This is a genomic window from Candidatus Enterococcus murrayae, from assembly GCF_017315985.1.
Taxonomy (GTDB): Bacteria; Bacillota; Bacilli; order Lactobacillales; family Enterococcaceae; genus Enterococcus_A; species Enterococcus_A murrayae.
In genome coordinates this window covers 37,897-59,121 of sequence record NZ_JAFLVR010000031.1, presented here as the reverse complement: position 1 = coordinate 59,121, position 21,225 = coordinate 37,897, and the positions used below count along the sequence as shown (strand labels likewise).

The window sequence follows — 21,225 nt, the reverse complement described above, 5'->3', positions numbered from 1 at the left end:
TATTAGAAATTTTTCTATTATCACGAGTCAGCATTTAGTTTCAATTTAGAATCTTCGGCTATATTATTAACGTAAACAAAATAAGTTCACATATTAGGAGGAGCAATATGAGTTACGAGCACAAAGCGATTGAAAAAAAATGGCAGAAATATTGGGCGAAGCACAATGTGTTTAATACCCAAGATGATCCTGAAAAACCAAAATTTTATGCATTGGATATGTTTCCTTATCCGTCTGGACAAGGGTTGCATGTTGGACACCCGGAAGGATACACTGCGACTGATGTGATTTCACGGATGAAGCGGGCGCAAGGTTACAATGTTCTGCATCCAATGGGCTGGGATGCTTTTGGCTTGCCTGCGGAGCAGTATGCGCTGGATACAGGGAATGACCCTGCGGAATTTACTAAGAAAAATATCGAGACCTTCAAGCGTCAAATCAATTCTCTGGGATTCAGCTATGATTGGAATCGTGAATTGAATACAACGGATCCTGAGTACTATAAATGGACTCAGTGGATTTTTGAACAAATGTATGAAAAGGGCTTGGCTTATGAAGCGGAAGTTCCTGTTAACTGGGTACCTGAATTAGGTACAGTTATTTCTAATGAAGAAGTGATCGATGGCAAAAGTGAACGGGGCGGCTACGATGTAATCCGCAAGCCGATGCGTCAATGGATGCTGAAAATTACCGCTTATGCAGATCGTTTGCTGGATGATTTAGAAACGGTTGATTGGCCTGAAAGCATCAAAGAAATGCAGCGCAACTGGATCGGTCGTTCGATCGGTGCGAATGTCAGCTTCAAGATCGAGGGCAGTGATGAAACATTTACTGTTTTCACTACACGTCCTGATACCTTATTTGGCGCGACTTATGCAGTCTTGGCACCAGAATTGGAATTGGTACAAAAAATTACTACTTCTGAACAAGAAGCAGCTGTCAATGACTATATTGAAGAAGCTTCGAAAAAATCTGAACTGAATCGTACCGATTTAGCGAAGGAAAAAACTGGGGTCTTCACGGGTGCTTACGCGATCAATCCTGTGAATGGCAAAAAAATGCCGATCTGGATCGGGGATTATGTGTTGGCTTCATATGGAACAGGTGCTATCATGGCCGTTCCTGCACATGATGAACGAGATTATGAGTTTGCGAAAACATTTGGTTTACCGATTATCCCTGTACTTGAAGGCGGTGATGTGGACAAAGAAGCCTTTACTGGTGATGGTTCACATATTAATTCCGAGTTCCTGGATGGACTGAATAAACAAGACGCAATCGATAAGATGGTGGCTTGGCTAGAAGAACATGAATGTGGCAAGAAAGAAATCAGCTATCGGTTGCGTGACTGGTTGTTTTCTCGTCAACGCTACTGGGGTGAACCAATTCCTGTCATTCACTGGGAAGATGGGACGACCGGCTTGGTTCCAGAGGACGAATTGCCGTTGGAGCTGCCGAAAACTACGGATATTAAACCAAGCGGTACTGGAGAATCACCATTAGCAAACATTGAAGACTGGGTTAATGTAGTTGATCCAGACACTGGTAAAAAAGGGCGTCGTGAAACCAATACGATGCCGCAATGGGCTGGAAGCTCGTGGTATTACTTGCGTTTCATTGATCCACATAACAAAGAAGCGTTAGCGGATTACGATAAATTGAAACGCTGGATGCCGGTAGATCTTTATATTGGCGGAGCAGAGCATGCCGTGCTGCATTTATTGTATGTTCGTTTCTGGCATAAATTCTTGTATGACATTGGCGTGGTGCCAACTAATGAACCGTTCCAAAAGTTATACAATCAAGGGATGATCTTAGGACAAAGCTTCCGCGATAGCCGAGGCGCTTTAGTGCCGACTAATATGGTAGAAAAACGCGATGGCAAATGGTTCAGCATTGAAACAGGTGAAGAATTGGAAGAAGCACCAGCGAAAATGAGTAAATCATTGAAGAACGTCGTGAATCCTGATGATGTCGTAGAAAAGTATGGTGCGGATACATTAAGAATGTACGAAATGTTCATGGGACCGTTGGACGCTTCGATCGCTTGGAGCGAAAATGGACTGGAAGGTTCACGTAAATTCCTAGAGCGTGTATGGCGCCTGATCGTTGATGAAGAAGGCAAGATGCGCGATCATATCACGACATTCAATGATGGTTCACTGACGAAGGTCTATAACCAAACTGTAAAAAAAGTAACGGAAGATATGGAACATCTGCATTTAAATACTGCCATTTCTCAATTAATGGTCTTCGTAAATGATGCCTATAAAGCAGAAGCATTAACGTATGAATATGTGGAAGGCTTTGTTCAATTGCTGGCTCCGATTGCCCCTCATATCGCTGAAGAACTTTGGGCGATTCTAGGGCACGACGAAGGGATCTCTCATGTAGCTTGGCCAACGTATGACGAAGAAGCTTTGATTGAAAATGAAATTGAAGTAATCTTGCAGGTTAACGGAAAAGTTCGTTCAAAAGTAATGGTCGCTGTGGATCTTGCAAAAGACGAGTTGGAAAAACTAGCGATGGCTGATGAACATATTCAAAGAAATATTGAGGGCAAAACGGTTCGCAAAGTAATTGTTGTACCGAATAAATTAGTCAATATTGTAGCCAATTAATTTGTGAGGCCGATTCCAAAAGAAATCTATCTAACCACGTTCGGCTGCTTAGCGATGAAGCCTCAAAATCAGTTGAATAGTCAAAAACTGCACGTGCATCTATTATCCTCGTTGATAACAGATGGGCGTGCAGTTTTTCTGTTGTTTAGTTTTGTAAAAGGTGCCTAAGAGATTCCTACGCAAAAAAAATTAATCATGACAATCGTGCGTTAGCATTTATTCACTGTATCTAAGATAAAATGCTTCGATTTTTTCTTTAAATTCTTTGGTTGGTAAACTTCCTCGCAGGTCAAAGTTATAGACCTCGCCATTAGTGAACTTAATTTGGTATTTATACACTAGTTTTTCTGATTCTTGTCTATAAGAACCTACATCTTCAAATTCAGACCAAGTCTTTCTTTTTACTTCTTTTGTTTCAAAATTATAATATTGAATTCCTTGCTGATCCATATAGAAAAAGATTCCTTGATGTTTCAATAAAAATGTTAGATCGCTGATCCCTTGAAAGAAAAATAGACTGGAAATCCAGAATATTATTCCTAAAAATAATAAAACGGGTATAGGATTCCAAAGGATAGCGGTTTTCATAATCAAGAGAATACTAGCGGAATTATTAGTTTTGAATAGCTGGAAAAGTACGTAGGAAATGTAACCGATGATGCCGGCAATGCTGATCATACCAGTTAATCCAACCATTAATGTTCTGAGCATTTCTTGGGTAGTTATTTGAAGTTTCAAAAAATCGTCCTCTATTTTCATAGCCAATGTCCTAATCTATTTTTAGTTAACTTACTTGTAAACTTGTTCGTGTGATCATTCTGAATTTAGTATATAGTTAAAATTAGAAAATGACTATCCCTTAGCTAAGCTATCGTAAGGAGCACGATCGTCAACTATGTTAGAAAGAAAAAGAAATGAGGAACTGCTATGAAAAGAATCACCGATTTACTTGGTATCCAGTATCCGATTTTTCAAGGAGCGATGGCCCATATTGCCCGTTATCCATTAGTTAGTGCTGTATCAGAAGCAGGTGGACTAGGAATTATTGCGGCAGGCGGACTGAGTGGAGAAGAATTGCGGGAACAAATTCGTGAGACGCAGAAACGCACGGAAAAACCTTTTGCGGTCAATCTGATGCTCCAGATGGAAACTATTTCGGAGCAGGTCGAAGTATTGATTACAGAGGGAGTCAAGATCGTAACGACTGGTGCCGGAACACCAAGACCTTATATGGAAAGCTTAAAGCAGGCTGGGATCAAAGTTTTTCCGGTCGTTCCTTCGGTGAAGTTGGCTAAGAAAATGGAGGAGCTAGGGGCAGATGGTGTAATTGCAGAAGGAATGGAAGCTGGTGGTCATATTGGAGAGACGACTACAATGGCATTGATTCCTCAGGTCACTCAGGCAGTCACTATACCGGTTATTGCAGCAGGCGGAATCGGTGATGGACGTGGGATGGCTGCGGCGTTTGCACTAGGGGCACGAGGAGTACAGCTGGGAACGGTTTTTTTGACAGCAACGGAATGCCCAATTCACGACAATTATCAGCAGGCGATTTTGCAGGCTGACGACACCGCGACAACAGTAATTCGGAAAGCCAAAGGCGGAGCGCTGCGCGGGTTGAAGAACCAGTTGACTGAAGAACATACTAACGACGCTTTTTCTCTAGCTGCCTTAGAGCGAGCAGCAGATGCGGGTGAGATCCAACAAGGAATGATTATGACAGGACAGATTGCAGGGCTGCTTACACAGGTAAAGCCAGCGAAAACGTTAATTGAAGAGATCTTTACTGAGGCAGAGCTTATCAGTAAGAGTATAAAAATAGACTAACGGATAATCCCGTTAGTCTTTAATAAATTCTTCTGCTAGATGGTAGTCGCCTTCATAAGGAAGATCTTTCCCGTTAACAGTCATGTATTTGTCTGTTCCTTTACCGGCTAAAATGATGGCATCATTCGGACCAGCATTTTGGATAGCTTCTTTGATGGCTTTTTTACGGTCTGCTTCAAACTGAACATGGACATGCGCGTTTTGGATACTTTGTTCGATTTCATTTGCGATTTTTTTAGGATCTTCAAAATTGGGATCGTCGCTGGTCAAAACAGCGCAATCGGCATATTCACCGATTGCCTGACCTAAACCTTCGCGGCGAGATTCTGCCTTATTCCCAGTTGATCCAGTTATAACAAGCAGTTGTCCATCTGGATGCTGCTCTTTCGCGAAGGCCAGCAATGATTTCATACTCAGATAATTGTGAGCATAGTCTACATAGATATGAGCTCCGTTTGGTTTTAGCAGCAGGTTCATTCGGCCAGGAACCAATGCTTCTGCCAATCCCTGACGGCCTGCATTTTGATCAGCACCCACTAAGGCGCCTGCAATCAAGGCGGCAGCTGCGTTTTCTTTATTAAAGTCACCAGCTAGTAAGAGTTGGTAGCTCCCATTTAAATGGTATTGATCCGTTGAACTTGACAAGGAAAAAGCCAATGGATGTTCCAAAGGTTTTACATAATAATCCGCTGCTTCATTTCCGTACGTGATGACGGGAATGTTTTTTATTTCCGCTAATTCTTGTAATAGCTCGAAGTGATCGATTTCGTGCTGCAGAATGACTTGGCGGGAATTTGCGACTAATTGACGTTTACAATAGAAGTAATCTTCAAAAGTCGGGTGTTCGATTGGCCCTATATGATCAGGGGAAATATTTAGGAAAAGCCCTACGTCAAAGGTCAAGCCATAGACCCGCGCTACTTTATAAGCTTGCGAAGATACTTCCATGACCAGGTGTGTCATGCCATTGGCTGCAGCTTCCGCCATCATTCGATACAAGTCCAGTGATTCTGGCGTCGTAAGTTTTGATTTGAAAAAGGTTACGCCGTCCAGTGTTGTATTTAAGGTAGATAAAAGTGCGGTCTTTTTATTTGTCGCGATATCTAAAATTTGTTTCGTGAAATAAGCGACAGTAGTTTTGCCTTTGGTACCAGTAATTCCGATCAGTTTCAATTTTTCCTGCGGATAATCGTAAAAGGCCATGCTCAGAACAGCCAGCGCTTGGCGAATGTCTGTTACAATGATCGCTAATTCTGCCGGCACCTCATAGGGCTGTTCGGCGATGTAGCTCGTTAGACCATCTGCTAAAGCTTGTTCTAAAAAGCGTTGTTGAAAATTATTTCCTTTACAGAAAAAAAGTGTGTTGCTATCGACTTCACGTGAGTCGTAAGAAATTTTTTGATAGCTTTTGTCAAAGGGCGCACTCAACGTCCAACGCGTTGGTGTGATGAATTCCCGTAAGAGATTTTCTTTTTCAAGAATTTGTTGGATTTGGGTAAGTGTCAGCATGTAGAGACCTCCAATATATAGTCTAGGCTATTATAGCATAGCTCAGTAGGAGAAAAAGTAAAGAGTGATTGTCAGAAGTGTGATTTAGCTTTACTATAAGGGTAACGTTTTTTTTAGGAGGAGACCATGAAAGAGACACGACCAAGTGATCTGAGCTACCAGGAAAAGATGATTCAAGGTTCGGCCTGGATGTCAATCGGAAGTATATTTTCGCGGCTGCTGGGTGCCATCTACATTATTCCTTGGTATGCCTGGATGGGTGAAAATGCCCGTGCTGCTAATGGACTATTTAATATGGGTTATACCTTTTATGCCTTGTTCATGATGATCTCTACGGCGGGATTGCCAGGAGCAATCGCCAAGCAGGTGGCCCGCTATAATTCGATGGGAGAATATCGAACGAGTCGTCGATTGTTTATCAAAGCTCTGCAGGTAACAGCGATTTTAGGGATTATTTTTGGCGGTGTGATGTTTTTTACGGCACCTTTACTGGCTAGCTTATCTGGTGGCGGCCGTGCATTGATTCCAGTGATCCAGGCCTTGAGTATTGCAGTCGTTGCTTTTCCATGTATGAGTGTCTTAAGAGGATATTTTCAAGGGCAGCAAGATATGCGGCCTTCAGCGATTTCACAATTGGTGGAACAAGCGCTTCGTGTTTTGTATATGCTTTTAAGTGTCTTCATCATTATGAAGGTCATGAAGGGCGATTACTTGAGTGCGGTGATCCAGTCAACGTTCGCTGCTTCGGTGGGGATGATTGGTTCCTATGCTGTTCTGCTTTTTTATTGGTTCAAAGAGCGCAAACGCGATGACCTGCAGGTAGAGCATAGCTTAGACAAAGTGACGATCGATACGAAGAAATTATTGATCGAAACCATACGGCAGGCCATCCCGTTCATTTTACTAGGCAGCGGGATCACCTTTTATAAGTTGATTGATCAAGTGACCTTTATTCATACAATGGCTGCTAATACGAACTATAGTCATGAGCAATTAGTTGCGTTATATGCACTTTTCAGTGCAAACCCAGATAAACTGACAATGGTCGTAGTCGCATTAGGCACTTCTTTAGCATTAACGAGCTTGCCGATGCTGACGGAGCTTTTTACTCAAAGACGCAGACCTGAGCTAGCGAAGCTGGTGAATACAAATATTCAACTGTTTGCTTATATTATGCTGCCGGCAGTTTTTGGCATGATGCTATTGGCTTATCCTTTGAATACAGTCTTTTATTCAGCCGATCTTCTTGGAAGCCGTGTCTTGGTTGTCGCCTGCTGGACTGGTTTGGTATCGGCCTTGTTCATGATGCTGTCCACGACGCTGCAAGGAATCTCCCACAGTCGGATTGCTGTGAGGTATTGGTTCGCTGGCCTGCTGTTAAAAATAGTGATCCAAAGACCATTGATCCAATTGCTGGAGGTATATGGTCCTCTGGTCGCTACGTTTATTGGTTTGAGTTTCACCTGTGGTTTGTGTTTGTGGAAACTGCGAAGAGTGGTTCATGCGAACTATCAGCTGGCTTTTCGCCGCTGTGTGCTGATTTTGATCTTAACGATTTTGATGCTGATCGTCGCTATTGTAGTTCGTCAGCTAAGCTATCTCGTATTTGATCCGGCATCCCGTTTTCCAGCATTGATTGTTTGTCTATTGACTGCAGGTGCTGGTGGTCTGGTTTATTTCTATTTGGGTTTGAAAATTCGTTTGATTGATAAATTAGTGGGCTCTCAGGCAAAAAAATGGCGTCGTCGTCTAAGAATCAAATAAGAAATACTTCTGCTTTTTTAACAAGCAGGAGTATTTTTTTTATTATAAATCAATAGTTCAATTCAAATTCAATAAGAAATATTTGCAAAATAATTCAAAAAGAACAAGTTTATTTTCTTGTTTTTCTTTACAAAAAGATTGCAATGTTTCTAAAGATAATTTTTGTAATACAAGAATAAAACAGTTACATTCGACGGAACAGGCTTCAACACTGGGTTTTGTCAGATAAAGATAAAAGTGATATATTTCAAAATGACACACTGCGAGGCGTTTTGTTACATAGTTTTATGTTATTGTAATGAACTGTTACATTAATATTACCCATGAAACACAAAAGGATGGTAAAGTAGCACTCGTAGTCAAGAAGACAGAAGAAAAAAGACATAAGAAAAATCGGAGGAAGTTACATAATGAAATTAGGGAAAACATTTCTTTTTAGTACAGTATTAGCAGCAGGTGCAGGTTTAGCGATGGGAGCTACAGATGCGCACGCTTCAGAAACTTATACTGTAGAAGCAGGAGATACTTTATCAAAAATCTCTCACAAGTTTGCTGGTAATGACAGCTTAGTAGATGCAATTGCAAAAGCAAACAAAATTTCTAACGTGAACATGATTTTTGCAGGTCAAGAATTAACGATTGACAGCGAAGGTAAAGCAGCTCCAGCAGCTAAACAAGAAGAAGCGGCTCCAGCACAAGCGGCTGAACCAGTTCAAGAAACTGCGGCAGCACAAGAAGCTACACCAGCGGCTCCAGTACAAGAAGCTGCGCCAGTGCAAGAAGCAGCACCCGTACAACAAACAGAAGCAGCTCCAGCAGCATCTGCAGCGACAACTTCATCAGCGAAAGAATGGATCGCTCAACGTGAATCAGGCGGCTCTTACGCAGCTACTAACGGTCAGTACATCGGACGTTACCAATTATCTGCTTCATACTTAAACGGTGACTATTCTGAAGCAAACCAAGAACGTGTTGCTGATCAATATGTAACTTCTCGTTACGGCTCATGGGAAGGCGCGCAAGCTTTCTGGCAAGCAAACGGTTGGTACTAAGATTAAGATCACTCAAAGCCCAAGTCGCAATGACTTGGGCTTTTTTTTAATTTGTAAAAGATGATGTCGGCTTCACGAACGGACTTTTTTGCGTAAGCTTCGCCCTTCGTTCCTGCAAAAGATTACCACAATCCCGGTATGGCTTTAACAGCTATTTTTTGACTGGTAAATGGATGAATCAGGTGCAGTTCATAGGCATGCAGCATTAAACGCCCGCTAGGCCGCTTGCTATATAAAGGATCACCGACCAATGGATGCCCGATACTAGCTAAATGGACGCGGATTTGATGGGTTCTTCCTGTATCTAGCTGGCAGAAAACAGCTGTTTGATTGGCTAATTGTTTCGCAACGGCTACATGAGTGATTGCTGTTTTTCCCCCTTTAGGATCAACCCGCCGCTTCCGCCGATCATGGCGGTCTCGTCCAATCTTTTTGTTGATGGTCAGCTCTTTCTTGAGTGAGCCGTGAACGATGGCTTGATAGCGGCGATAGATACTTTTTTGTTCCAGCAGGCGACCTAAAATCGGCAGCACGAATGGGTTTTTAGCAAATAAAATCGCGCCGCTCGTTTCTTTATCCAGCCGGTGGACGACGTGTGGCTGAAAGTCCGGTGCTAAATAGGCGGCTAAATGGTTCAGCAAAGTATCCTGTTCATCGGGTTGGTTTGGATGGGTCTTCATACCGTAAGGTTTATTAACAATGATTAAGTGCTCGTCTTCATAAAGAACCTTGATTTGGTTCTTATCTCCCAAATGTATGCTTCGCTCGGGGTAATCGCTCGCTTCAACAGTGAGGGTGATAATATCGCCAGGATGAACCAATGATTGAAAATGGCAGGCTTCTCCGTTGATCAAGATGCCTTTGCGTGTTCGAATGAAGTGGCGAACTTTTCGTGGTACCAGCCATTCTTGTTCTAACAGCTCTTTGACCGACATTTCAATCGAGTGATCAGGCATAGTCATGGTGAATTTCATTAAATTACTCCTTTTCCAATTAATAGGGGGCTGCTTCAAATGAATAATCAGCTAACTTAGATACTGCACGGATGCGGTAATCTGTAATAAAAGTATAAATTTTCAAATAAAGAGGCTAGTGAATTCTCAAACACATCTGCTTTTTTCGCTAAGGTAATAAAAATACGAAAGGAATTAGCGAGTTTGAAAGTAAGAGGATAGTGCTGGTTCTTTTATTTTATTAAGTAAAATAAGGGATCGTCCGGCCTATTGTATCACTTTTAACGGATATTTAAGAAAAAAATCAGCTTTTCCTTGTGAGTGCATGCTAGAATACTCTCAAGTGTGTATCAGTCTCAGGTCCCAAGCCTTAAATAGGCAATTTGTGATACACTGTGTCTGAATTTTGAATAGAATGGAGATCAAAAAATGGATTTTCAGGAATTTTGGCGCAAATTTAAAAATGGTGCGAAAGTTTTTTGGCAGAAGTTCCGCAGTGGGACAAAAACTTTTTGGCAATGGATCAAGCCATACTTGATTCGTTTTCATCATTGGCGCAAACGTATTTGGAAAAAATACCATATTAATAAAATCTTGCTTTTATTAACCCTCGTGGTTGTTTTAGTAATGAGTGTCTATCTCTTTTTCTTGGCAAAATCGGTTAATGTAGAGACATTGCAATCCAGCTTGAAGCAATCGACCGTTATTTATGATAAGAAGAATGAACAGGCAGGATCTCTTTATGGGCAAAAAGGAACCTATGTTGAAAGTGATCAGATATCCCCTTATTTAAAGGATGCGGTGGTTTCCACAGAGGATCGAAACTTTTACAGTCATCATGGATTTGATATCAAAGGGATCGCGCGGGCCGCTCTAGGTCTGGTGACTTCCGGCCATATTACCGGCGGGGGAAGTACCTTGACTCAGCAGTTAGCAAAGAATGCTTACTTAAGCTTAGACCAAACATTCGAGCGAAAAGCCAAAGAAATCTTCATGGCGATTGAAATTGAAAAGAAATATGATAAAGACCAAATTTTAACGATGTACTTGAACAACTCCTACTTTGGTAACGGTGTTTGGGGTGTTCAGGATGCGGCCAGAAAGTATTTCGGTGTAGATGCGAATCAATTGACGGTTGGAGAGGCTGCCACGATTGTTGGAATGCTGAAGGGCCCAAGTATTTATAATCCAATCGACAATTTAGAAAATGCTGTAAACCGAAGAAATACTGTACTTTCAGTGATGGTAGAAAATGGCAAGTTGTCCAAAGAGCAAGAGGACCAGGAAAAAGCTGTTGATCTTGGTGCGGAACTGAACAATACGTATTCTTCGGCGGATGCAGGTTATCGTTATCCTTCCTATTTTGATGCTGTGATCGATGAAGCAGTAGAGCGTTATGGAATGTCTGAGAAGGACTTATTGAACAAGGGGTATAAAATCTATACTTCATTGGATCAGGATTATCAAAAGCAAATGGAAGCTGTTTATGATAACAATGCAAACTTCCCTGCAAATGCAGCGGATGGTGCGATGCCGCAGTCCGCTTCAGTTGCGATGGATCCTAAAACAGGCGGTGTTCAGGCTCTAGTTGGTCGACGAGGAGAGCATATCTTCCGCAGCTATAATTTTGCGACACAAATGCAGCGTTCACCTGGCTCGACGATGAAGCCGCTGAGTGTTTATTCATCCGCACTAGAAGCCGGTTATAAGCCGGACAGTGTATTAAAGGACGAGCCGCAATCTTATTACAAAGCGAAAAACTATGATGGCACGTATCAAGGGGAAGTACCGATGTATCAAGCGGTTGCCCAAAGCTTGAACTTGCCGGCAGTCTGGTTGCTGCATGAGATCGGCTTGAATAAGGGCTACAACAAGTCTGAAGAGTTCGGTATCCCATTGAGCAAGTCAGATAAATATTACGGCTTAGCACTAGGCGGATTAGAAAAAGGAACTTCTCCAATGCAAATGGCCGCGGCTTATGGCGCCTTTGCGAATGAAGGAAAAGTTTACCAGCCACACTTGATTACAAAAGTCATTGATTCAACGGGTGCTGTAATTGAAGATAACAGCTCGCCAAAATATGAGCAGGTGATTTCAAAGGAAGTTGCCAACGAAATGACTAGCATGCTCTTAGGAACCTTTTCAAACGGAACAGCTGCTCAAGCAGCTCCTGCTGGTTTTACTGTTGCTGGTAAAACAGGAACGACTGAAACCAACTTTGATGCGAATAAGGTCAACGACCAGTGGATCGTAGGGTATACACCGAATGTCGTGATCTCTACTTGGTTAGGTTTTGAAAAAGTCAGTGAGACTCATTATTTGAGCGGAACCAGTGGATCAGAGGTCGGTCAGGTCTTCAGAGCGGAAGCTGAATCGATCTTGCCATATGCCGGCCAATACTCATTTGATGTGGCAGATGCTTATGCGACAGGCGGAAAAGTGGTAGCGGCTGACGAGGTGAACCAAGGTGCTCAAAATGGGGATTCAAGTAAATGGCGGGAGGACCTGAAAGATATTGGCGGAAAGGCTAGCGAAGGTGCAGCAAACTTCTTCGAAAAAGCCAAAGAAGGTGCCAATAAACTGAAGGAAAAAGGCCAGGAATTGTGGCGGCAGTATCAACCAGGAAATTAGGGTGTGAACCCGTTTCCATTCATGTTACAATAGAACAGTAACTTTTATAGAAAATGAGGGAATAAAAAATGGCAAATATTTACGATTCAGCGAACGGATTGGAACGCGAAATCCGCGAACTACCAGAATTTAAATCTTTAGAAGAAGCTTTTGCGGAATTAAAGAAAAATGAAGCAGCGTATGCAGCGTTCAAAGATTTCCAAGCATTCCAACAAAGCTTACAAGAAAAACAAATGCGCGGGGAAGACTTCAGCGACGAAGATGCTGCTCAAGCCCAAGCTTTAGCTGAAAAGGTTCAACAAGAAGAATTGATCAACGAATTAATGGTGAAAGAACAAGCCTTCAGCGTGATCATCAATGACTTGAACCGTATCATCATGACTCCAATTCGTGAATTGTACGAAGGTTAATTTGAATTAGAAGCTGCGACGTGAATCTGCGTCGCAGCTTTTTTTGGCGTATTGAGCTTTCGTCAGTTGTCTAATGAGAGATCAAGGTGAGGAGTTAAGGAACTTTTTCGAAGAGAGCTCCACGGGCGACTTATGAAAGGAAAAAGTGAAAACAATAAAGTGTTTTTTAAGTTGAAAAATCTATCGCACCAGCAAAAAGCGAACAAGTTTTCGTTTTTTTATGGTAAAATAAATGGGATTGGAAATCGGTTCGACATTTTCAATAATGAAGGGGAACGACTGGTTTTCCTGAAATTAATTCCTAGGACTAGGAGGAGAAATAAATGAAATTCCTACATGCAGCTGATCTGCATCTAGATCGTTCCTTTGAAGGGCTGATCGCTGTGCCAGAGCATTTTCAAGAACAATTGGCAGCTGCCAATCAGAAAATGCTAAGAAATATTGTAGATACAGCGATTGCAGAGGCCGTCGATTTCATTTTATTGGCTGGAGATACCTTTCATCAAAATCGGCCTACCTTAAAAACACAGCGTTATTTCTTTCAAGAAATGGCTCGCTTAGATGAAGCGTCGATCCCAGTTTTTATGAATTTCGGCAATCATGATTTTTATCAAGCCGACCGTTATTGGTTTGCTTTTCCAGATAACATCCAACGTTTCAATACGGAACAAGTTGAAACGAAAACGTTCCGGACTGGTGCAGGAGAAAAGGTCGGTATTACGAGCTTTAGTTATCAACATCCCACGATCGAAGCTGCAATGGTTGAAAAATTCCCTCACAAACAAGCTGTTGATTTTCAGATAGGGATGTATCATGGCGGACAAATGCCCTATGCCCCATTTCAGCTTACCCAGCTAGTATCAAAGGGCTATGATTATTGGGCGCTAGGTCATATCCATGTGCCGCAGGTTTTGTCGCAGCAACCTTATATTATCTATCCGGGTACACCTCAGGGCCATACACAAAAGGAAACAAATCTGACTGGTGTGACCTTAGTAGAAAGCCAAGGGAATCAATTGATTCCTAAATCCATTTCTGTTGAAGCCGTTCGTTGGGAAAAACGGACATTGTCTTTGGCAGCGGTTCGTCACCCGCGGGAAATTTTTTCATTGGTGCGTAAGCTAACGGTGAATTTGCCGACTTTACTGCATTTAGAATTAAGTGATACTGAAAATCTGGGAGAAGAATTGGCTTATCAATTAGCTTCAGGTGAATTATTGGAGGCTCTGCAGGAGGAGGTTGCGCAAGAGATTTGTCTATGGCAATTGACGTTATCAGAGCAGCCGACTGAACGGCCTTATCTGGCTGTTGATAAAGAATTGGTTGATCAGCTGATTATGACCTATCAAGCCCCTCCAATTTTTAATGAATTACTGAGTGAGTTGGACCAGAACCCACAGCTCCATCACTTGATGGATCACGAATTTAGAGCAGATGCAGTGGCATTATTAGAGCAAAAAATGCGTCAAAGCTATCAATTTAGGAGGGCTGCCGATGTGGATTAAAAAAGCGGAGATTACGAGCTTTGGCAAGTGGCGTCAGCAAACGTTCCTGTTTGAAGCGAAAAATCAATTAGTCTATGGCTTGAATGAAGCGGGAAAATCAACGCTGTACCAGTTTATCCAAGCGATTTTATTCGGCTTTCCGACGAAGCGAAAAAAAGGACAGGACTACACCCCAAATGACGGCAGCGGGTTTGGCGGCCGCTTATTAATCGTTCATCCAACTTATGGAGTAGTGACAATCGAGCGGTATAAAGCAAAAAATAAAGGAAAAGCCAAAGTTTGGCTGGAAGATGGCCAGCAGGGTGAAGAAGAATTACTGGAAAAAATACTTTATCCTTTGAATCAGCCGCTTTTTCGTCAGGTTTTTACCTTCCAACAGGAACAGCTTCAACAGCTGGATGTATTAAGCGAAGAAAATCTGCATGAAGCGTTGATTTCATTAGGGTTGTCTGGCAGCAATGAGCTATTTGAGCAGCGTATCCAGCTGAAAAACAAGTATGAAGGGATTTATCGCCCCCGTGGACGAAAACAGCCCTTGAATCAGGTGTTGCAGAGCTATCAAATCCTGCAGCAAAAAATCAAAGAAAAAGAGGCACAGGAGGCTGGCTTTCAGCAGTTGGTTCGTCAGGCGGATGAGGAGAAGCGAGCGGTCACGCAGCAAGCCGCGAAGAATCGGAATTTGCAGGAACGGCAATTAGTTTTAGAGCAGCAGCGTATGAACTGGGCGAGCTATGCTGAACTTCTAGAATTGCAAAAAGCAGATTTGCAGGTATCAGCCAACGAAGAAGAACAAGCCAGTCTGCAAGCATTCTATCAAGAATACCAGCAATTGATGAAAGAGCAGGAGAAATTGCATGCGGCATTGCAGCAGCATAGCGGCAATCAAGAGTCGGCGCGCTATTATTTTTACTTAGAAAATGAGCAGCGCATTCAACAGCTATTAGCTGAAAAAGTTGCGATCACTCGGATGCTGGATGAAGAACAGCGGATCGCGGTCAAATTGACACAAACAAATGAGACGCCTATCAGCTGGCAGCAACATCCACCGCGCCCTTTTACTGACGAGCAAGCAATTCAAACACTTTTTGCACCACTGCAATCCCAGCAAAAAAAGCTGGAGGAGCAGGAAATTCGCTTGCGTTTAATCAAAGAGCAGCGGGATCAAGCGGAAGCGAGTCTGAATGCTTATGAACAAAAGCATCCAGAACTTTTTAATCGCAAAAAGAATCCGCCGTGGCTGTTTATCGCAGCTGGGCTGGGGTTGGTAGCCGCGTTTTTACTTCCTGCGCCTTTGCGCTATATTGTGATAGTTGCATCCGCAGCTTGTGGGATAGGCGGATTGTTGAAGCAGAGTAAGCCGGCGAACAAAGATGCTTGGCAGGAGAAACTCGGCCAGCTGGATGTTTACGAAGGTCAGACAGCCGAGATGACAGAAAAAGTCGCAAAGGGCCAACGCGTTTCCCAACAGTTGCTTGATCAGATTCAAAACGAGCTGCGTCAAAGAAATCTGAGCGGCGCTGAGAATGAATTTGCGGTGGTACAGGAGAATCAGCGAGCTCAAAACTATTTGGCGCAATTGCAGGCACACGAAGAGCTTCAACTGCGTCAATCGGTTCTGCGTCAAAATTTGATGCATCAGGAACAAGGATTTGAATTTTTGGCAGAATGGCTGCCGCTGCATGAAAAAAATCTGTCAGAGAAACTATCGACTTTGGAGCAATTTGCGAAGGAGATGGAGCAGATTCGTTTCGCTCAGACGTATCAAGAAAATACGGTTCTGCAGCAGCGAATTCATGAAGCGCAGAAGCAACAGCAGCAGTTATTGGACCAGCATCAAGTCTTATTGGAAAAGGTCCGTTTGGCCTATCCTTCAGAAATACCCGCATTTTTACAGCGAGAATCAGAAGTAGTCCAAAAACAAACACGTTTAAGAGAATTGACTGAAACGGTGGCCCCGCTATTTGAACAGGAAACGACACTTGCAGAAATTGAAGACGCTCTGCGTATCTTACAGCAGGAGATTCAAACAGGCGAAATGCAGCTGCATCAGCTGCAAGAACAGGAACAGCGGTCTCGTTTGCAAATCCAGCAAATGCAGGCGGATGGCACACTGGACAGTCTATATCAGCAAGCGACTCAACAACGGGCATTGATTGAAAAATTAACAACGGATTATGCGGTAGCGAAATTGGAGAATCAATTGCTGCAGGATATCGCAACAGAACTATCCGAGCAGCAGCTGCCCGAGCTATTGAAGAAGGCGACCAGCTATTTTCAAGAGCTGACGAATAATGCCCATAGCCGATTGGATTTTTCAGAAGGGGTGTTAACGATTGATCAGTTGAGTATTTATCATCTTTCAACTGGAACCAAAGATCAGGTCATCATGGCTTTCCGATTTGCCTATTTAGCTTTGCAGCAAAAACATCCGCTGTGTCCAGTTATTATTGATGACGGCTGGCTGCATTATGATCATCAGCGGAAATACCAATTCGCTAAATTATTACAGCAATTTAGTCAAAATTATCAAGTCATATGTTTGTCATCTGACCAAGAAATGGTAAGCTATTACCAAGAGCTTCACCAGCCAGTCTGGGAATTGAAGGGAGTCCAACGATGAAAAAAATCAAAGAATTAACAGTCGATGAGCAATTTGAAATGTATGTGCTGATTAAAAATGCCGATGTCCGCTTAGCGAAAAATGGCAAAAAATTTATCGCTTTTACGTTCCAAGATACATCTGGAGCGATCGATGGTAAGTTTTGGGATGCCTCTGAAGAAGAGATCAAACGCTACAAAGCGGGTCAGGTCGTTTTGCTAAACGGCAAGCGGGAAATGTATCAAGGCAATCCACAGGTCAAAATCCTGCATCTGCGTACCACTAAACCAGATGAACCGAATGATCCTGCTCTCTATATGGAGCGTGCGCCCATCAAGCGTGAAGAAATGGAAGAAGAGTTCAACAAAACATTATTCGAGATCACCAATGCTCATTGGAACCGGATCGTTCGTTTCTTGCTGAACAAATACCAAAAGGAATTCTTTGAGTTTCCGGCGGCTAAACGCAATCATCATGCCTTTGCTGGTGGTTTGGCCTTCCATACATTAACGATGCTGCGTTTAGGGAAGGCGATCGTGAAAGAATATCCGCAATTAAATGCTTCCCTGCTTTATGCCGGCATTATCATCCATGATCTAGGGAAAGTGATTGAGTTGACAGGACCTTCCTCGACTGAATATACAGTAGTAGGAAATCTTGTTGGTCATCTTGTTTTAGTTGATGAAGAGATTACCAAAGCCTGTGCTGAATTGAAGATTAATGATGCAGATGAAGATATCGTGGTCTTGCGTCACATGGTATTGTCGCATCACGGTCTTTTAGAGTACGGCTCACCTGTGCGCCCGCGTATTATGGAAGCAGAGATCCTGCATCAAATCGATAATATCGATGCGTCGATGCAAATGATGTCCAGTGCTGTGAAGAATGCTGAACCGGGAACGTATACGGAGCGCATTTTTGGATTGGATAATCGCAGTTTTTATGTACCAAAAGATATTTAAGACGAAACATGCCGTGAATTCTCTGCGGCATGTTTTTTGTCATGCCAGCCTTTCACCGACTAAGTGAATGGAGGGCCAAGCATATAGGGAACAAAGAGAAGACTACTTCGCTTTGTTATAGATGCCAGCTTGTCAACAAAGCTAAGCTGGTTATGTTAGGAGTACAAACAAGGATGATCGAAACGGAAAGACTCTATCTTCGTGAGCTGCAGCAATCGGATATAGGCTCATTGAGCAAAATTTTACAGGATGATCAAACAATGTACGCCTATGAAGGGGCCTTCGATGATAAGGAGGTTCAAGATTGGCTGGATAAACAACTCGCCAATTATCGCCGTGACGGTTTTGGTCTGTGAGCGGTTATACTAAAGGAAACAGAGGAAATGATTGGTCAATGCGGGTTGACTTGGCAGAATTTCGACAGTAAGCCGGTTTTAGAAATTGGTTATTTGTTTCAACGGGCATTTTGGCATAAAGGGTACGCTATCGAAGCGGCAAGAGCCTGTAAAAAGTATGCCTTTGAAGAAGTAAAGGCCGAAGAAGTTTTTTCGATTATTCGGGATACCAATACAGCTTCGCAAAAAGTAGCAGCGAGAAATAGCATGACTTTTCGTGGGGAAGTGATGAAGTATTATCGTGAAGTAGAAATGCTGCATTATGTCTATGCGGTTCAAAAGTAAGTCGCAGTCTGCTGCGGCTTTTTTTATTCTCGAAAAGGGTAATGTTTCAAAAATAGTTTAAAAGCTACCAGCTTTCAGAGCGCAATACCGACTTAAAAAGCAAGTCGTGTTAAGATAATAATAGAGAAAATAACATAATTTATCGCTGTAAAACAGCGTTAGTGACAAATGAGATGAGGTGAAACCGGATGAAGAAAAAGGAAGACATTCAAACGGTGGAAGAAAATTTTGATCATGTGGAGATCCCTGCAGAACTAGCGGGATTAACAGCAGCTGAGGTCCAGCGAAAAATAGAGGAAGGACAGATCAATCAGGTCGAAGAGAATCTATTAAAGTCAGACAAAGAAATTATTAAAGAAAATACGATCAATATCTTTAATATTCTCAACTTTGTGTTGGCTTTGCTGGTGTTGTTAGTCGGTTCGCCCAAGAATACACTATTTTTCGGCGTAGTAGTCATCAATACGTTGATCGGGATCATCCAAGAATTACGAGCAAAGCATACGATCGACAAATTGTCGGTCCTAGCCAAGACCAAAGCGGTCGTGTTAAGAGATGGTCGATTGCAGCAGATTGATCAGGAAGCGATTGTCTTAGGGGATATTCTTTATTTGCGCAATGGGGATCAAGTTCCTGTAGATGGGAATTTATTGTCTGGTGAGGGTGTAGAAGTCGACGAGTCGCTGCTGACTGGTGAGGCAGATCGTGTGCAAAAAGCCATGCGTGATAAGTTATTCAGCGGCAGCTTCGTGACCGCGGGTGAATGCTTTTATCAAGGAACGGCTGTCGGAAGTGATAATTTTGCAGAGCATCTGACCAGCGAAGCAAAAACTAAAAAGTCAGGCAATTCAGAATTGACGAAAGTTTTGAGCCGCATGATCGCGGTTTTGACGGTTGTGATCATTCCTGTAGGTTTAGGTCTTTTTTACAGTCAATATCAAGCTTCGGATTCCATCAAGCAGGCTGTTCTAGGAACAGTTGCGGCGTTAGTCAGTATGATACCTGAAGGATTGATGCTATTGACCAGTGTTGCTTTTGCAGTGGGAGCGGCGAATTTAGCACGAAAGAAAGTATTGGTCCAGGCCTTGCCTTCGATTGAAACATTAGCCCGAGTAGACGTGATTTGTTTAGACAAGACTGGGACGATCACTGATGGGACGTTGAAATTCGAGGAGGCTCTGCTTGAGGATATTTCTGAGAATCGGCTAAACGCGATTATGAGTGCTTTGATGGATCACTTAAAGGATCAAAATGCGACAGCAAAAGCATTGCGGGAGGCTTTTCCGCCGACTAATAAGTGGCAAGCAGAGAAGATTGTCCCATTCTCCTCTGCTCGAAAATGGAGCGGTGTGACTTTTAAGGATCAAGGCAGCTTTGCATTCGGTGCGCCAGAATTTATTTTCAACGAGATGTCGCCTGAAAGGCAGCTTAAGATTCAGCCATATCTGGAAGATGGGCAGCGTGTACTGGTTTTAGTGGAATACCCGGGAGTATTAGAAGAGGAGCTAGTCTATGAACCACGACTGCTTGCAACGTTGATCATCTCAGATAATTTAAGGGAGAATGCCCGGACGACTTTCGGCTATTTTGCTAAACAAGAGGTAGAATTGAAAGTTATATCGGGAGATCACCCATTAACTGTGTCAAAAATCGCTCAAAAAGCCGGAATAAAAAATGCTGAAGCGTTTGTCGATATGTCTAGCTTAGAGGAGCCTATTGATTATAACGCCTTGGCAAATCACACGACTGTCTTTGGTCGGGTCACTCCAAAGCAAAAGCAATCCTTGATTCGAGCGTTGAAGGTCAATCATACGGTTTGCATGACTGGTGATGGTGTTAATGATGTATTGGCTTTGCGTGAAGCGGATATTGGTGTAGCGATGGCGAACGGGAGCAGTGCAGCCAGAGCGGCATCAGATGTTATCTTGCTGGATTCGGATTTTGCCCGGATGCAGAATGTTTTAAACGAAGGTCGGCGCGTCATCAATAATATTGAGCGTGTAGCATCAATGTATTTGGTCAAAACAATCTATTCGCTAGTATTAGCTGTAATCTTTATGATTATTGCGAGTCCCTATCCTTTTGAGCCGGTGCAATTAACTCCAATCAATGCGTTGACTGTTGGGATTCCCTCCTTTTTCTTGGCTCTGAAGCCTAGCTATGAGCGAATCAAAGGCGATTTCTTGAATAATATTTTACGCGTCTCTTTACCTGGAGCGTTGACAGTAGTCAGTGCAGTAATGATCATTCAATTGGCGAATGTGCTGTTTGATTTGGATTATCAGGCGACATCAACAATGTCAGTCTTTTTGACGGGCTGTGTAGGACTGCTTGTTTTATACAAGGTCTCCTTTCCGTTGGATAAGAAGAAAATAGCGCTGATTGCATTATTGAGTACGGCATATCTAAGCTGCTATCTATTCTTTAGAGCCTTCTTTGAGTTTGACAAGCTTTGGAATCGCAATTTATTTTTTGTGATCCCTCTAACCTTTGGGATTTATTGGCTATTCAAAGGACTGACCTTTGTAATGGATCGTCTGGTCACATGGAGAATTCGCTGGCAGAAGAAGCGGCAGGCTAAAAAGAACCCGCAATCACGTGTCATTTAAAAGAGTAAGAATTACTTAAATTGATAAAAAATCCCGGAAAAGGCTTTCTTTTCCGGGATTTTTGGTATAATGAACTAAAAGTAGGATCAAAGGGTACCGCTTC

15 protein-coding genes are annotated in these 21,225 nt (G+C 42.7%); 12 read left to right on the top strand and 3 right to left on the bottom strand.

Annotated features, from left to right (window positions below):
• Positions 1 to 107 precede the first annotated feature (107 nt).
• On the top strand, positions 108 to 2,621 hold the full coding sequence (gene leuS, locus JZO85_RS13745) for a leucine--tRNA ligase (RefSeq protein ID WP_207109118.1): 2,514 nt from the start codon (positions 108 to 110) through the stop codon (positions 2,619 to 2,621).
• A 216-nt stretch (positions 2,622 to 2,837) separates the two neighbouring features.
• Here the strand turns inward: leuS and JZO85_RS13740 are convergent, their stop codons facing one another.
• Positions 2,838 to 3,359 carry a hypothetical protein gene (locus tag JZO85_RS13740; RefSeq protein WP_242550368.1) on the bottom strand — a complete coding sequence of 174 codons (522 nt, stop codon included), beginning with the start codon at positions 3,357 to 3,359 and terminating at the stop codon, positions 2,838 to 2,840.
• Positions 3,360 to 3,548: 189 nt separating this feature from the next.
• Between JZO85_RS13740 and JZO85_RS13735 the strand changes: the two genes are divergently transcribed.
• Entirely contained in the window at positions 3,549 to 4,448 is a 900-nt protein-coding gene (locus JZO85_RS13735; protein ID WP_207109116.1) for an NAD(P)H-dependent flavin oxidoreductase, read from the top strand.
• 12 nt (positions 4,449 to 4,460) lie between these two features.
• Here JZO85_RS13735 and JZO85_RS13730 read toward each other — a convergent pair whose 3' ends face one another.
• Positions 4,461 to 5,957, bottom strand: coding sequence for a UDP-N-acetylmuramoyl-L-alanyl-D-glutamate--L-lysine ligase (locus JZO85_RS13730; protein ID WP_207109115.1), 1,497 nt, complete (start codon positions 5,955 to 5,957; stop codon positions 4,461 to 4,463).
• A 126-nt stretch (positions 5,958 to 6,083) separates the two neighbouring features.
• Here JZO85_RS13730 and JZO85_RS13725 point away from each other — a divergent pair, with 126 nt between their 5' ends.
• Both JZO85_RS13725 and apf read left to right on the top strand, forming a co-directional pair.
• Entirely contained in the window at positions 6,084 to 7,721 is a 1,638-nt protein-coding gene (locus JZO85_RS13725; protein ID WP_207109114.1) for a putative polysaccharide biosynthesis protein, read from the top strand.
• A 410-nt stretch (positions 7,722 to 8,131) separates the two neighbouring features.
• Entirely contained in the window at positions 8,132 to 8,773 is a 642-nt protein-coding gene (gene apf, locus JZO85_RS13720) for an aggregation-promoting factor (RefSeq protein WP_207109113.1), read from the top strand.
• Positions 8,774 to 8,895: 122 nt separating this feature from the next.
• Here the strand turns inward: apf and JZO85_RS13715 are convergent, their stop codons facing one another.
• Complete coding sequence (locus JZO85_RS13715; protein WP_207109112.1) at positions 8,896 to 9,747, bottom strand: RluA family pseudouridine synthase; 852 nt, start codon at positions 9,745 to 9,747, stop codon at positions 8,896 to 8,898.
• 408 nt (positions 9,748 to 10,155) lie between these two features.
• Between JZO85_RS13715 and JZO85_RS13710 the strand changes: the two genes are divergently transcribed.
• The 8 genes from JZO85_RS13710 (at position 10,156) to JZO85_RS13680 (ending at position 21,122) form a co-directional block, all read left to right on the top strand.
• Positions 10,156 to 12,357, top strand: coding sequence for a PBP1A family penicillin-binding protein (locus JZO85_RS13710; protein WP_242550367.1), 2,202 nt, complete (start codon positions 10,156 to 10,158; stop codon positions 12,355 to 12,357).
• 68 nt (positions 12,358 to 12,425) lie between these two features.
• Positions 12,426 to 12,767 (top strand): YlbF/YmcA family competence regulator, encoded by a 342-nt coding sequence (locus JZO85_RS13705; protein WP_207109111.1) that lies wholly within the window; start codon positions 12,426 to 12,428, stop codon positions 12,765 to 12,767.
• Positions 12,768 to 13,090: 323 nt separating this feature from the next.
• Positions 13,091 to 14,272 (top strand): metallophosphoesterase family protein, encoded by a 1,182-nt coding sequence (locus JZO85_RS13700; protein ID WP_207109110.1) that lies wholly within the window; start codon positions 13,091 to 13,093, stop codon positions 14,270 to 14,272.
• On the top strand, positions 14,262 to 16,892 hold the full coding sequence (locus tag JZO85_RS13695) for an ATP-binding protein (protein ID WP_207109109.1): 2,631 nt from the start codon (positions 14,262 to 14,264) through the stop codon (positions 16,890 to 16,892). Before JZO85_RS13700 ends, JZO85_RS13695 begins: the two co-directional genes overlap by 11 nt.
• Complete coding sequence (locus JZO85_RS13690) at positions 16,889 to 17,833, top strand: 3'-5' exoribonuclease YhaM family protein (protein WP_207109108.1); 945 nt, start codon at positions 16,889 to 16,891, stop codon at positions 17,831 to 17,833. Before JZO85_RS13695 ends, JZO85_RS13690 begins: the two co-directional genes overlap by 4 nt.
• Positions 17,834 to 18,006: 173 nt before the next feature.
• Positions 18,007 to 18,189 carry a GNAT family N-acetyltransferase gene (locus tag JZO85_RS23445; protein WP_347401799.1) on the top strand — a complete coding sequence of 61 codons (183 nt, stop codon included), beginning with the start codon at positions 18,007 to 18,009 and terminating at the stop codon, positions 18,187 to 18,189.
• Positions 18,190 to 18,195: 6 nt separating this feature from the next.
• Positions 18,196 to 18,513, top strand: a complete 318-nt coding sequence (locus tag JZO85_RS23440; protein WP_347401800.1) for a GNAT family N-acetyltransferase — start codon at positions 18,196 to 18,198, stop codon at positions 18,511 to 18,513.
• 188 nt (positions 18,514 to 18,701) lie between these two features.
• On the top strand, positions 18,702 to 21,122 hold the full coding sequence (locus JZO85_RS13680) for an HAD-IC family P-type ATPase (protein ID WP_207109107.1): 2,421 nt from the start codon (positions 18,702 to 18,704) through the stop codon (positions 21,120 to 21,122).
• Positions 21,123 to 21,225: the final 103 nt, after the last annotated feature.